We start from the raw sequence: 12268 nt of genomic DNA on the forward strand, positions 1-12268 counted from the left end.
CAAGATCATGTCGCGCGTTTGCGAACTGACCGGCAAGGGCCCGATGAGCGGCAACAACGTGTCCCACGCCAACAACAAGACCCGCCGCCGGTTTCTGCCCAACCTGAACGAGGTCTCGCTGATCTCAGACAAGCTGGGCCGCACCTACCAGCTGCGCATCTCGGCCGCTGCCCTGCGCTCGGTGGACCACCGCGGGGGCCTCGACGCCTTCCTGGCGAAAGCCCGCGACGAGGAGCTGTCGGACCGCGCCCTGAAGATCAAGCGCGAGCTGGCCAAGGCCTGATCCGCGCCGGATCGCCGGGCCGACCGATTCGCGGTCCCGGGGGATTCCTGCAAAGCCCTGCCATTCGGCGGGGCTTTTGGCATTTCGGGCGGTGTCAGCCGCCCGCCGCCTGCCGCTTGCGCTGGACCTGGGCCAGCAGCGCCTCGACCTGGGGCCCCAGGGCTTCGACCACCAGCCGCACGCCGTCGGCCGAGGCGTGGACGCCGTCCCCTTGCATCATGCGCGGCAGTTCGGACTGTGGCAGCGAGAAAAGCGGCATATAAAGATTGTCATAGACCAGCGTGCCATGCCTTTGCGCCAGCCTTGGCCACAGCTCGGCCCAGGCGCGGCGCCGGGCCTCGTCCCGGTCGGGCTTGGCGATGCCCACCAGCAGCACGGGCCGACCCCCCTGTGTGGCCGCCGTCAGGATGGCGTCCAGGTTGTCCTCGGCCCCGGCCACGCCCAGGTCATAGAGCAGGTCGTTGCCCCCCAGTTCCACCATCACCGCGTCGGGGTCGTGGCGCGCCAGCGACCGTTCGATGCGGGCGCGGCCGCCCGCCGTGGTGTCGCCCGACAGGCCCCCGTTCAGCACCACCACGTCATGGCCGCGCGCGTCCAGCCAGGCCTGCAGGCGCGGCACCAGTCCGTCGGCCTGTTTCAGCCCGTAGCCTGCGGTCAGGCTGTCGCCAAAGGCCAAAAGTCGGATCTGTTCGGCCTGGGCGGCAAGGGGGGCTGCGGTCATGGCAAGAAGCAGGGCAAGGGCACGGAACGGCATGGAGGATAACCTTGGCAATCGTCAGGACAAGCGACACGGGTGTCGCGCCGGCATCCTAGCAGTGTGCCCGGCGCCGGGGACATGGACGCTGCGTCACAAGGCTTTGGACGGCGCTGCTGCCCGTATTCTGGACAGCGGGGCGTGGCAGGATTGCCGCCCTGTGCCCCCGTCACGGCGCTTTGAGTTGATTGCCCGCGACCAAGGCGTTACCGGCTGGGATGACATGCCCGAAGCCAGGACAAGATGATGAACCGCCGCCAGATGCTGATGCTTTCCGCCTCGCTCGCCGTTGCGCCTTCGCTGCTGCTGGCGCAACAGCAGGCCACCCCCGTCGCCGCCCAGGCCGAGACCCGGCGCGACCCCTATGCCCCGACCGAGGTGGCGATCCGCCCCGATTTCGAGGTGGGCAGCATCGTCGTCGTGTCCAAGGATTTCTTCCTTTATCACGTCGTGGCCCCCGGCCGGGCGATTCGCTACGGCGTCGCCGTGGGCAAGGACGAACTGGTCTGGAAGGGCCGCGCCACCGTGGGCCGCAAGACCGAATGGCCCAGCTGGAGGCCCACCCCCGCGATGATCAAGCGCAAGCCCCAGCAATACGGCAAATGGGCCGACGGGATGCCGGGCGGCCCGACGAACCCCCTGGGTGCGCGGGCGCTTTATCTTTACGACGCCAAGGGCAACGACACCTCGATCCGCATCCACGGCACGACCGAGCCGAACTCGATCGGGCGCGCGGTGTCGAACGGCTGCCTGCGCATGCGCAACGAGGCGGTGATGGACCTGTACGAACAGGTCCCGGTCGGCACCCCCGTCTACGTCTACTGATTGGACATCCGGCTGACATCGCTGTCGGATCCGGCGCTGGCCGGGTTCGACACCATCATCGACGGCCGCTCTCCCTCGGAATATGCCGAGGATCACCTGCCGGGCGCTGTCAGCCTGCCGGTGCTGTCGGACGACGAACGGGCCCGGGTCGGCACGATCTACAAGCAGGTTTCCCCCTTTGACGCGCGCAAGCTGGGCGGCGCGCTGGTCGCGGCCAATGTGGCGCGCCACATCGCAGGGCCGCTCTCGGGTCACGGCGGCGGCTGGCGGCCGCTGATCTATTGCTGGCGCGGCGGGCAGCGGTCCGGCGCCTTCGCCACCATCCTGGGCCAGATCGGCTGGCGTGTCGGCCGGATCGAAGGCGGCTACAAGGCCTGGCGCGCGCTGGTGGTCGCGCGCGTCACGGCGCCGGTCCGCTCGCCCGTGGTGGTGCTGGACGGCAATACCGGCAGCGCCAAGACCGAGATCCTGCACCGCCTTGCCGCCCGCGGCCATCAGGTCATCGACCTGGAGGGGCTGGCGAACCATCGCGGCAGCCTGTTCGGCGCCATGCCCGGCGGGCAGCCCGGCCAGAAGCTGTTCGAGGGCCGGCTGGCCATGGCGCTCGAGGCGCTGGACCCTGCGCGCCCCGTGCTGGTCGAGGCCGAAAGTTCGCGCATCGGCGACCTGAACCTGCCGCGCGGCATCTGGCAGGCCATCATCGCCGCCCCGCGCATCCGGCTTGCCGTCGCGGTCGAGGCTCGCGCCGCCTATACCGCGCAAAGCTATGCCGAGGCCGCCGCCGACCCCGAGCGCGTGGCCGGCATCGTGAACAGCCTGCGCCCGGTCCACCCCGCCGAGCGGATCGAGGGCTGGCTGCGTCTGGTCGATGCCCGCGACTGGGCGGGGCTTTCCGCCGCGCTGATGCGCGACCATTACGATCCGCGCTATGACCGGCACCGTGCCCGCCACGACGACGGCCGCGGCCGGGTGGTGGCGCTTGAGGGTCTGGACGATCTGGACGCGGCGGCGGATCGGGTCGAGGCGGCCCTGGCCGGGCTCGACTGGCAGCCCGGCGCCGGCGGCGCGGCCGGTGCCTCCGGCGGGGATATTTAGACACGAAAGAAGCGCGGGGATCAGGCGCTGTCGCGCAGAAAGCGCCGCAGCACCCGTTCCAGCTTGGCCGCGCCCAGGGGGGCCATGGCCTTGGTGTGGTCGTGGCTGATCGCTTCGTCCGACAGTCCCGCCCCCATGTTCGTGATGACCGAGATCGCCGCGCAGCGCAGACCCAGGAAGCGGGCCAGGATCACCTCGGGGACCGTGGACATGCCGACCGCATCGGCGCCCAACACCCGGGCGGCCCGGATCTCGGCCGGGGTTTCGAAGCTGGGGCCCGAAAACCAGCAATAAACCCCTTCGGGCAGGTCCAGCCCCTCGGCGCCGGCCGCCGCCATCAGCGCGTGGCGCAGGCCAGGGTCGTGGGCGTCGGTCATCGGGACGAAGCGGGCCTCGCTGGGCTCGCCGATCAGGGGGTTGGTGCCGGCGAAGGCGATGTGGTCGGACAGCAGCATCAGCGATCCGGGCGGCAGGTCGGGCCGCAGGCTGCCGGCCGCGTTCGTCAGGATCAGGCGCGGGCATCCCAGCGCCTTCAGGACCTCGAGCGCCGGGCGCATCGCATCGGCGCGGCCCGTTTCGTAGTAATGCGCCCGCCCGCCCAGGACGGCGACGCGACGGCCCTCCAGCCGGCCGATGGCCAGCCGCGGCACATGGCCCGAGACGCCGGCCTGCGGAAAGCCCGGCAGGTCGGCATAGGGGATCGCCACGCCTTCGACCGCCGCCGACAGGTGCCCCAGGCCCGACCCCAGGATCAGCCCGAATTCCGGCGCCTCCGCGCCCGCGCGGTCGCGGATCAGGCGGACAAGCTCAGCGTTCCTTGACATAGGGCTCTCCTCCGGCGCGGGGCGGGATGGCGCGGCCGACAAAGCCTGCCAGGATGATGACGGTCAGGATATAGGGCAGCGCAGTCATGAACATCGACGGGATGGTGACGATCCCCAGGTCCAGGTTCGGATAGCGGTTCGCCACCGCCTCCATCAGCCCGAACAGGAAGGTGGCGCCAAGCGCGCCCCAGGGCCGCCACTTGGCAAAGATCAGCGCCGCCAGCGCGATGAAGCCGCGCCCGGCCGTCATCTCCTTGACGAAGCCGGCCGAGATGGCGGTGGCCAGATAGGCGCCCGCGATGCCGCAGAGCACGCCGCAGATCATCACGGCGCCGTAGCGCAGCCGCGTGACCGACACGCCGGCGGTGTCGACCGAGGCCGGGTTTTCGCCGACCGCCCGCAGGCGCAGGCCAAAGCGCGTGCGGTAAAGCACCCACCAGGTCAGCGCACGATCGCAAGCCCCAGATAGACCAGGACCGAATGGCCCGAGATGAGGTCGGCGTAGATGCGCCCGACCACCGGTACCGGCCGCAGCGCCTCGGCGAAGGGCAGGGTAATCTCCGTGAACCGCGCGGTGCCGTCAAGCGACGGGGTGCGCCCACCAAGCGCAAAGATCCTTTGCCCCAGCAGCACCGTCAACCCCGAGGCCAGGAAGTTGATCGCCACGCCCGAGATCAGCTGATTGCCCCGGAAGGTGATCGAGGCGAGCCCGTGGATCAGCGACAGCACCAGCGACCCTGCGATGCCCGCCGCCAGCCCTGCCCAGGCGCTGCCCGTCGCATAGGCGACCGAGCCCGAGGCAAAGGCCGCCATCAGCATCTTGCCCTCCAGCCCGATGTCGAACACGCCCGCCCGTTCGGAATAAAGCCCCGCCAGGCAGGCCAGCAGCAGGGGCACCATCAGCCGCACGGCGCTGTCGAGGATCTGGATGACCGTCGGGAAATCCATCACGCCCCTCCGCGCCTGCGGGCGAACAGCCGTTCCAGCGGCATTCGCACCATGTTGTCCAAGGCCCCGGTGAACAGGATCACCAGCGCCTGGATGACCACGATCAACTCGCGCGGGATGGTGGTCCACAGCGCCAGCTCGCCCCCGCCCTGGTACAGGAACCCGAACAGCAGCGCCGCCAGGGCCACGCCCAGGGGGTGGTTGCGCCCCATCAGGGCCACCGCGATGCCGATGAAGCCCGCGCCCTCGACCGCGTTCAGCACCAGCCGCTCGGCCTCGCCCATGACGGTGTTGACGGCCATCAGCCCGGCCAGCGCGCCCGAGATCACCATGGCCATGACCGTGATCCGCAGCGGAGAGATGCCGGCGTAAAGCGCTGCGGGCTCGGACCGGCCGAAGGCCCGGATCTCATAGCCCAGCCGCGTGCGCCAGATCAGCAGCCAGACCAGGACGCAGGCGGCCAGCGCGATGAAGAAGGTGACGTTCGCCGGCGTGTTCTTGCCCCAGGTCACGCCCAGAGCCAGCGCCATGTCCGACAGCTTCGGCAGATGCACGGCCGCCGGAAAGCTGGCCGAGGCGGGGTCCATGCTGCCCACCGGGCGCAGCACATTGACCAGCACATAGTTCAGCACCGCCGCCGCGATGAAGTTGAACATGATCGTGGTGATGACGACATGGCTGCCGCGCCGGGCCTGCAGCCAGGCGGGGATCAGCGCCCAAAGCGCGCCGAACCCCGCCGCCCCGACCATCGCGGCGGGCAGGGCCAGGGCCCAATGCGGCCAGGGCAGGGCCAGGACCACCAGCGTGACGCCCAAGCCTCCCATCGCCGCCTGGCCCTCGCCGCCGATGTTGAACAGGCCGGCGTGGTAGGCGACCGAGACGGCAAGCCCCGTGAAGATGAAGTTCGTCGCGTAATACAGGGTAAAGCCCCAGCCATAGCTGGACCCCAGCGCGCCTTCGACCATGACCTTCAGCGCCTCGGTCGGGCTTTCGCCGATCGCCAGGATCACCAGTGCCGAGATCGCGAAGGCCAGCGCCAGCGAGATCAGCGGCGTCAGGATCACGTCGGCCCATCGCGGCATCCGCTCCATCAGCGCGCCTCCACCGGCTTTCGCCGTTTTCCAAATACCCCCGCCGGAGGCGTGCGACCGCGCATCAGGCGACCCCCTCGGGTGCGGCGCCGGGCGCGGCCGCCGGCGGGATCGCGGCTTCGGGTGGCACCACCGCGGGATCGACGCCCGCCATCAGGCAGCCCAGATCGCCGGTCGTGGCCTCGTCCGGCCGGCGCTCGCCCATGATGCGGCCGTCGAACATCACCGCGATGCGATCCGACAGCGCCAGGATCTCGTCCAGCTCGACCGAGACCAGCAGCACCGCCCGGCCCGCGTCGCGCAGCGCCACGATGCGCTTGTGGATGAATTCGATGGCGCCGATGTCGACGCCGCGGGTGGGCTGCCCGATCAGCAGCAGGTCGGGGTCGCGCTCGACCTCGCGCGCGACGACGATCTTCTGCTGGTTCCCGCCCGAGAAGTTCGCGCCGCCAGGTCCGGGTCGGGCGGGCGCACGTCGAAGCGCTTGATCTTGCCCTGCGCATCGGCGCGGATCGCGGCCTCGTCCATCAGCCAGCCCCGGTTGTATTCCGGCGCGTCGTGATAGCCGAAGGCCACGTTTTCCCAGGCCGAGAACTCCAGGATCAACCCCTCGGCCTGGCGGTCCTCGGGGACATGGCCGATGCCGGCGTGCCGCCGCGCGCGCGCGTCCGACCCCGCCAGCGGCAGCACCCGGCCGTTCAGCCGGACCTCGCCCGAAAGCCGCGCGCCGGCTTCGGGATAGCCGCCGAGGATCTCCAGCAGCTGGGTCTGGCCATTGCCGGCGACGCCGGCCAGCCCCAGGATCTCGCCGGCGCGGATGGTCAGGTCGATGCCGCGCAGCCGCTCGACGCCCTGGGCATCGACCATGCGCAGGCCGCGCACCTCCAGCACGGGCGCGCCGGGGCGGGCGGGGCCTTGTCGACGCGCAGCAGCACCTTGCGCCCGACCATCAGCTCGGCCAGCGCGGCCGGGCTCGTCTCGGCGGCCGGCCGAGGCCACCATCTCGCCGCGCCGCATCACGCTGACATTGTCGGTGATCTCCATGATCTCGCGCAGCTTGTGGGTGATCAGGATGATGGTCTTGCCCTCGTCCCGCAGGCCCCGCAGGATGCGGAACAGGTGGTCGGCCTCGGCCGGCGTCAGGACGCCCGTGGGCTCGTCCAGGATCAGGATGTCGGCCTGGCGATACAGCGCCTTCAGGATCTCGACCCGCTGCTGGTGGCCGACCGACAGGTCCTCGACCAGCGCGTCGGGATCGACCTGCAGTTCGTATTCCCGCGCCAGCCGCTGCAATTCGCCGCGCGCCCGCGCCAGCGAGGGGCGCAGCAGGGCGCCGTCCTCGGCCCCCAGGATGACGTTTTCCAGCACGGTGAAATTCTGGACCAGCTTGAAATGCTGGAACACCATGCCGATGCCCGCGCGTATCGCCGCCTGGCTGTCGGCGATGGCGACGGGCTTGCCGCCGATCAGGATCTCGCCCGCGTCTGGGCGATAGAACCCGTAAAGGATCGACATCAGCGTCGATTTTCCGGCGCCGTTCTCGCCGATCATGCCGTGGATGGTGCCGCGCGGCACGCTGAGGTCGATGCCCTTGTTCGCCTGAACCGGGCCGAAGGCCTTGGAAATCCCCCGGAGTTCGATGGCCGGGGGCTCCGGCGCCGCCATCACTGCACCGGGCAGGTGTTGTCGGTCATGTAGTCGTGCACCGCGATCGAGCCGTCGACGATGCCCTTGCTGGCGGCCTCGACAGCCTCGGTCATCTCGGGCGTGACCAGGGGCTTGTTGTTGTCGTCCATCGCCACCGACACCCCGCCCGAGGCCAGGTCCATCAGCTTGCGCCCGGGGGCGAGGTCGGCGCCGGCCTTGAACGCCTCGTAGACCGCGTTGTCCACGCCCTTGACCATCGAGGTCAGCACCTTGCCCGGATGCAGCGCGTTCTGGTTGCTGTCCACGCCGATCGACAGGATGCCGCCGTCGGCCGCCGCCTGCAGCACGCCGATGCCGGTCGCGCCCGCCGCGGCATAGATCACGTCCGCCCCCTGCGAGATCGCGCCTTGACCAGCTCGCCGCCCTTGACCGGATCGTTCCAGGCTGCGGGCGTGGTGCCGGCATAGTTCACGATCAGCGTGCCGTCGGGCCGCGCGGCCTTGAAGCCCTGGGCATAGCCGCATTCGAACTTGTGGATCAGCGGAATGTCCATGCCTCCGATAAAGCCGACGGTGCCCGATTTCGAGGCCTTGGCCGCCATCACCCCCGCCAGATACGAGCCCTGCTCCTCGGAGAACTCGATCGACTGCACGTTGGGCTGGTCCACGCTGGCGTCGATGATGACGAATTTCGTGTCGGGATAGTCGGGCGCGACCTTGGACAGCACCTCGCCAAAGGCAAAGCCGGTCATCACGATGGGATTGGCCCCGGTTTCGGACAGCCGGCGCAGCGCCTGTTCGCGCATCGCCTCGGACTGCATCTCCAGTTCCTTGTAGCTGCCGCCCGTCTCGGCCTTCCAGCGTTCGGCGCCGTTATAGGCCGCCTCGTTGAAGGATTTGTCGAATTTCCCGCCCAGGTCGAAGATCAGCGCCGGATCGGCCAGTGCCCCCAGCGGCATCAGGGTCAGGCAGGCGCTGGCCAGCAGCGATTTCATCAGGGACATTGTTCGAACCTCAACCTGTTGCGGGCGATTCAGCCCGGGATCCAGGGGATTAGGGCGCATGGGCCCTGGTCCGTCAACCGGCTACAGCGCCCGGTCCATCAGGATCGCGTCGATGCCGGGCGCGTAATAACCCCGCCGCCGTCCCGCCTCGGCCCAGCCCTCGCTGCGGTAAAGCGCAAGCGCGGCCGGATTGTCGGACGCCACCTCAAGAAAGGCGCGTCCGGCGCCGCGCTCGCGCGACCTTGCGTAAAACCCGGCCAGCAGCGCGCGCGCCAGTCCCTGGCGGCGGGTCTCGGGGGCGACGGCCAGGGTCAGAAGCTCGGCCTCGTCGGCGACGGCGCGGCCGATCAGGAAGCCTTGCGGCAGGTCGATCAGGAAATTCGGCGGGCTGTCCAGCAGCCCCTCGATCTCGGTCGCGGACCAGGGGCGGGGGTGGGCGGCAAAGCAGCGCGCATGCAGTGCGGCCAGGGCTGCGGGGGTCATGCCAGGATGACCGGCCCCCGGTCGCGCGCGGGGGCGGCATCGGCGGGGCGCAGATAGATCGGCGCGGGCCGGGGCAGGCCGGGCTGGTCGCGCCGGGCCAGGGCGATGCGGGCGATGGCCACCGCCGGCGGGTGGCGCTGCAGCAGGATCGGGGGCCCGGGCGGCAGCATGTGCAGCGGCCCCTGCGCCGGCCGGTCAGCGGCGTCCCTGGGCCCGAAGTCCTGCCAGATCACCTCGCCCGCGCGGGCGGGCAGGGCGACGCGGCAGGGGCGCGGCAGGTCCAGGGCGGCGGCCTCGGTTGCGCTGACACCCACGGCGGGGATGCGCAGCGACAGCGCCAGGCCGCGCGCGGCGGCCACCGCGATGCGGACGCCGGTGAAATTGCCCGGGCCGGTGCCGACGCCCACGACCGACAGGTCGCGCCAGTCCACGCCCGCCTCGGCCAGCAGTTCGGCCAGCAACGGGAACAGCCGCTCGGCCTGGCCCTTGGCCATGTCCTCGTGCCGGGCGGCCAGGATGCGGGTGCCGCTGACCAAAGCGGCCGCGCAATGCGCGGCCGATGTGTCGAACCCCAGGGCCAGGCCGTCAGCCAACGGGCCGGACCTCGGTCACTTCGGGGATATAGTGGCGCAGCAGGTTCTCGATCCCCATCTTCAGCGTCAGGGTCGAGGACGGGCAGCCGGCGCAGGCGCCCTGCATGTGCAGATAGACCACACCGCGGTCGAAGCCGTGAAAGGTGATGTCGCCGCCGTCCTGGGCCACGGCCGGGCGTACGCGGGTGTCCAGCAGTTCCTTGATCTGCTCGACGATGCCGGCGTCGGGACCGGCCTGATCGTTATGGGCGCTTTGGGCCACGCCCTCGATCGCCGGGGCCCCGGACTGGTAATGTTCCATGATCGCGCCCAGGACCGACGGCTTGAGGTGGTCCCAGACGGCGCTGTCGGCCTTGGTGACGGTCACGAAGTCCGAGCCCAGGAAAACCCCCGTGACGCCCGGCACGGCAAAGATGCGGCGCGCCAGCGGGCTGGCGGCGGCGGTGCCGGCCTCGGTGAAATCGGCGGTCCCGCTGCCCAGAACGGTTTCGCCCGGAAGGAACTTCAGCGTGGCGGGGTTCGGGGTGGTTTCGGTCTGGATGAACATGGAGGCACTCCTTTGCCGGGGATATGGGGACCCGAGGGGGGGCAAGTCAAGGGAGAGCCCCGCGCCGCGGCCCCTTAAGCCGGAGGGTGGGCGGCGATGATCCAGAAGACCGCCAGGTTCAGCGCCGCGTGGCCCAGGGCACCCGCGCCCGCGCTGCCGGAACTGAGCCGCGCCCCCATCGCGGGCACGGCCAGCAGGGCCGCGGCCAGCAGCATGTTCACGTTGTTGCAGGCATGGGCGATGCGCGCCTGTCCCGCCATCGGCGCCAGGTGCCACAGCACGAACAGCCCCAGCGGCGCCAGCGCGCGGCCCCAGTCGCCCCGGCCCAGGCCTGGGATCAGCGCGCCGCGCCAGAACCCTTCCTCGAGAAAGCCGTTCAGCAGCGCCGAGGCGACGACCGCCGCCATGACCAGCGGGGAAAGCCGGTCCAGGCAGTCCCGCCCCATCCACAGGGCAAGCCCCAGCAGCGCCGCGAAACCCAGGACCGTCCAGCGTGCCGGCCTGCCGATGCGCCAGGGCCAGCGCCCGCGCCAGACCAGCGCCGCGATCAGCAGCAGCCAGTAGACGCCCATCCCGATCAGATAGCCCGTCAACGGATGCCGGGTCAGCGACAGCAGGTGGAACAGCCCGGCCATGGGCGGGATCAGCGCCAGCGCGATCCAGCCCAGTCGGCGGTCCATCAGGTGATCTTTTCCAGCCGCTCGCGCGAGATGTCGCCCGGCACGATGGTGATGGGGCAGGGCAGCGTCGCCACCTCGCGCATCAGGCGCGTGACCAGCGGCCCCGGCCCCGAACTGTCGGCCGAGGCGGCCAGCACCACGATGCCGATTTCCGGGTCGTCGCCGATCTGGGCCAGAAGCTCGGTCGCGGGCTCGCCCTCGCGGATGACCAGCTCGGGCTCGACCCCGGGGCGGTCGCGCATCCATTTGGCAAAGACCTCGAAATGGGCCTGGATGCGTTCATAGGCCTCGGCCCGCATGACCTCGGCCACGCCCATGCCATGCTGGATTTCCGAGGCGGGGATGACGGCCAGCACCTGCACCCCGCCGCCCGTCTTGGCCGCGCGCATGGCGGCAAAGCGGATGGCGTTCAGACATTCGCGGGTGTCGTCCAGAACGACCAGGGATTTCCGCATGTTTCAGGCGACCGGCTGCAAGGATGATGGGCAAAGACTGGCCGAAAGGACACGGTCGCGCAAGTCCGTTGCGCTTTGCCCCTTGCGTTCGTTCCCATTTTCGCCCCGCTATGCTAGGGCAAAAAACAAGGCACACAGGCAAAAGCGCGGGAATCCCATTGTGACCATTCACCAGGATTGGGACAAAGCCGACCGCCGTGACCTCGCTTCGGTCCCCGGGTTCGAGCTTGCCTGGATCGCCCGCGAACCGGATTCGGGCCGGATCGGCATGACGCCGGGCAAGCGGGTCTTCGACATCGTGCTGGCGCTGGTGCTGCTGGTGCCGCTGTCGGTGGTGATGGTGGTGGTGGCGGCGGTGCTGCTGCTGATGCAGGGCAGGCCGCTGTTCTACGTCGCGCCGCGCATGCGCGCCCCGGGGGAACAGTTCAAGCTGCTCAAGTTCCGCACCATGCTGCGCCAGGACGGCGATTCGGGGGCGACGGGTGCGCACAAGCACTGGCGCATCACCCGGGTCGGGCGTTTCCTGCGGCGCACGCGCATCGACGAACTGCCGCAGCTGTTCAACATCCTGCGCGGCGACATGAGCTTTGTCGGACCGCGCCCGCCGCTGCGCGAATATGTCGAGCGGTTCCCCGCGCTTTACGCCGTGGTGCTGCAGGACCGGCCGGGCGTCACCGGCCTTGCGACGATGATCTATCACGCCCACGAAGACCGCATCATGGCGCGCTGCACCACCGCCGAGGCGACCGAGGCCGCCTATTACCGGCGCTGCCTGCCGACCAAGCTGCGGCTGGACATGATCTATCAGCGCCGGCGCAACCTGCGCGTGGACCTGTGGATCATCTGGCACACCATCATGACCGTGCTGATCCCGAACTGGCAGGGGCGCGGTCGCCGCCGGGCGCCGTCGGGAAAAGTGCCGGCGTCGCCCAAGGCCAATGCCACCGCCGCCAAGGCGCATGCGCTGGTGATCCCGCCCCGTGCGGTCGTGGCGCCAAGCCCGCTCGAGGCCAACCGCATCCCTGCGGAATAACCTCTCC

Annotated in this window: 12 protein-coding genes and 3 pseudogenes; 4 read left to right on the forward strand and 11 right to left on the reverse strand. The window is 70.0% G+C overall.

From position 1 onward, the window contains the following. Positions 1–43 precede the first annotated feature (43 nt). On the forward strand, positions 44–283 hold the full coding sequence (gene rpmB / locus DPM13_RS20855) for a 50S ribosomal protein L28 (RefSeq protein ID WP_262983347.1): 240 nt from the start codon (positions 44–46) through the stop codon (positions 281–283). A gap of 94 nt (positions 284–377) precedes the next feature. On the opposite strand, the gene DPM13_RS11520 is transcribed toward rpmB, so the two are convergent. After that, positions 378–1037, reverse strand: coding sequence for an arylesterase (locus DPM13_RS11520; protein WP_080621789.1), 660 nt, complete (start codon positions 1035–1037; stop codon positions 378–380). A gap of 246 nt (positions 1038–1283) precedes the next feature. On the opposite strand from DPM13_RS11520, the gene DPM13_RS11525 reads away from it, so the two are divergent. Beyond that, the gene (locus tag DPM13_RS11525) at positions 1284–1862 is read left to right on the forward strand and encodes a L,D-transpeptidase (RefSeq protein ID WP_080621790.1); all 579 of its coding nucleotides are present in this window, start codon (positions 1284–1286) and stop codon (positions 1860–1862) included. Further along, positions 1863–2957, forward strand: coding sequence for a tRNA 2-selenouridine(34) synthase MnmH (mnmH, locus tag DPM13_RS11530; protein ID WP_112888061.1), 1095 nt, complete (start codon positions 1863–1865; stop codon positions 2955–2957). It abuts the gene before it with no gap. A gap of 20 nt (positions 2958–2977) precedes the next feature. Here the strand turns inward: mnmH and DPM13_RS11535 are convergent, their stop codons facing one another. The 10 genes and pseudogenes from DPM13_RS11535 to DPM13_RS11580 form a co-directional block, all read right to left on the reverse strand. After that, on the reverse strand, positions 2978–3781 hold the full coding sequence (locus tag DPM13_RS11535) for a purine-nucleoside phosphorylase (RefSeq protein WP_028719940.1): 804 nt from the start codon (positions 3779–3781) through the stop codon (positions 2978–2980). Further along, positions 3765–4729 (reverse strand): annotated as a pseudogene (locus DPM13_RS11540) (ABC transporter permease). The gene DPM13_RS11535 and the pseudogene DPM13_RS11540 overlap by 17 nt, the downstream one beginning before the upstream one ends. Then, on the reverse strand, positions 4729–5820 hold the full coding sequence (locus tag DPM13_RS11545; RefSeq protein WP_028719938.1) for an ABC transporter permease: 1092 nt from the start codon (positions 5818–5820) through the stop codon (positions 4729–4731). The pseudogene DPM13_RS11540 and the gene DPM13_RS11545 overlap by 1 nt, the downstream one beginning before the upstream one ends. Positions 5821–5884: 64 nt before the next feature. Next, positions 5885–7485, reverse strand: a pseudogene (locus DPM13_RS11550) (ABC transporter ATP-binding protein). Further along, a pseudogene (locus DPM13_RS11555) lies at positions 7485–8470 on the reverse strand (BMP family lipoprotein). The pseudogenes DPM13_RS11550 and DPM13_RS11555 overlap by 1 nt, the downstream one beginning before the upstream one ends. Before the next feature lie 81 nt (positions 8471–8551). After that, entirely contained in the window at positions 8552–8953 is a 402-nt protein-coding gene (locus tag DPM13_RS11560) for a GNAT family N-acetyltransferase (protein ID WP_080621795.1), read from the reverse strand. After that, positions 8950–9546, reverse strand: coding sequence for a tRNA (adenosine(37)-N6)-threonylcarbamoyltransferase complex dimerization subunit type 1 TsaB (tsaB, locus tag DPM13_RS11565; protein ID WP_112888062.1), 597 nt, complete (start codon positions 9544–9546; stop codon positions 8950–8952). The genes DPM13_RS11560 and tsaB overlap by 4 nt, the downstream gene beginning before the upstream one ends. Further along, positions 9539–10093, reverse strand: a complete 555-nt coding sequence (locus DPM13_RS11570) for a NifU family protein (protein ID WP_028719934.1) — start codon at positions 10091–10093, stop codon at positions 9539–9541. The genes tsaB and DPM13_RS11570 overlap by 8 nt, the downstream gene beginning before the upstream one ends. 74 nt (positions 10094–10167) lie before the next feature. After that, positions 10168–10773, reverse strand: coding sequence for a CPBP family glutamic-type intramembrane protease (locus tag DPM13_RS11575; protein ID WP_112888063.1), 606 nt, complete (start codon positions 10771–10773; stop codon positions 10168–10170). Continuing rightward, entirely contained in the window at positions 10773–11228 is a 456-nt protein-coding gene (locus DPM13_RS11580; RefSeq protein ID WP_028719932.1) for a universal stress protein, read from the reverse strand. Before DPM13_RS11580 ends, DPM13_RS11575 begins: the two co-directional genes overlap by 1 nt. Positions 11229–11388: 160 nt before the next feature. Here DPM13_RS11580 and DPM13_RS11585 point away from each other — a divergent pair, with 160 nt between their 5' ends. Continuing rightward, entirely contained in the window at positions 11389–12261 is an 873-nt protein-coding gene (locus tag DPM13_RS11585) for a sugar transferase (RefSeq protein WP_028719931.1), read from the forward strand. Positions 12262–12268 lie beyond the last annotated feature (7 nt).

This window comes from Paracoccus mutanolyticus, assembly GCF_003285265.1.
GTDB lineage: Bacteria > Pseudomonadota > Alphaproteobacteria > Rhodobacterales > Rhodobacteraceae > Paracoccus > Paracoccus yeei.

Excerpts from the sequence above, each read along its gene's own strand:
- rpmB (WP_262983347.1), top strand. The coding sequence starts at position 44 with ATGAGCGGCAACAACGTGTCCCACGCCAACAACAAGACCCGCCGCCGG.
- DPM13_RS11520 (WP_080621789.1), bottom strand. The coding sequence starts at position 1,037 with ATGCCGTTCCGTGCCCTTGCCCTGCTTCTTGCCATGACCGCAGCCCCC.
- DPM13_RS11525 (WP_080621790.1), top strand. The coding sequence starts at position 1,284 with ATGAACCGCCGCCAGATGCTGATGCTTTCCGCCTCGCTCGCCGTTGCG.
- DPM13_RS11535 (WP_028719940.1), bottom strand. The coding sequence starts at position 3,781 with ATGTCAAGGAACGCTGAGCTTGTCCGCCTGATCCGCGACCGCGCGGGC.
- DPM13_RS11545 (WP_028719938.1), bottom strand. The coding sequence starts at position 5,820 with ATGGAGCGGATGCCGCGATGGGCCGACGTGATCCTGACGCCGCTGATC.
- DPM13_RS11560 (WP_080621795.1), bottom strand. The coding sequence starts at position 8,953 with ATGACCCCCGCAGCCCTGGCCGCACTGCATGCGCGCTGCTTTGCCGCC.
- DPM13_RS11570 (WP_028719934.1), bottom strand. The coding sequence starts at position 10,093 with ATGTTCATCCAGACCGAAACCACCCCGAACCCCGCCACGCTGAAGTTC.
- DPM13_RS11575 (WP_112888063.1), bottom strand. The coding sequence starts at position 10,773 with ATGGACCGCCGACTGGGCTGGATCGCGCTGGCGCTGATCCCGCCCATG.
- DPM13_RS11580 (WP_028719932.1), bottom strand. The coding sequence starts at position 11,228 with ATGCGGAAATCCCTGGTCGTTCTGGACGACACCCGCGAATGTCTGAAC.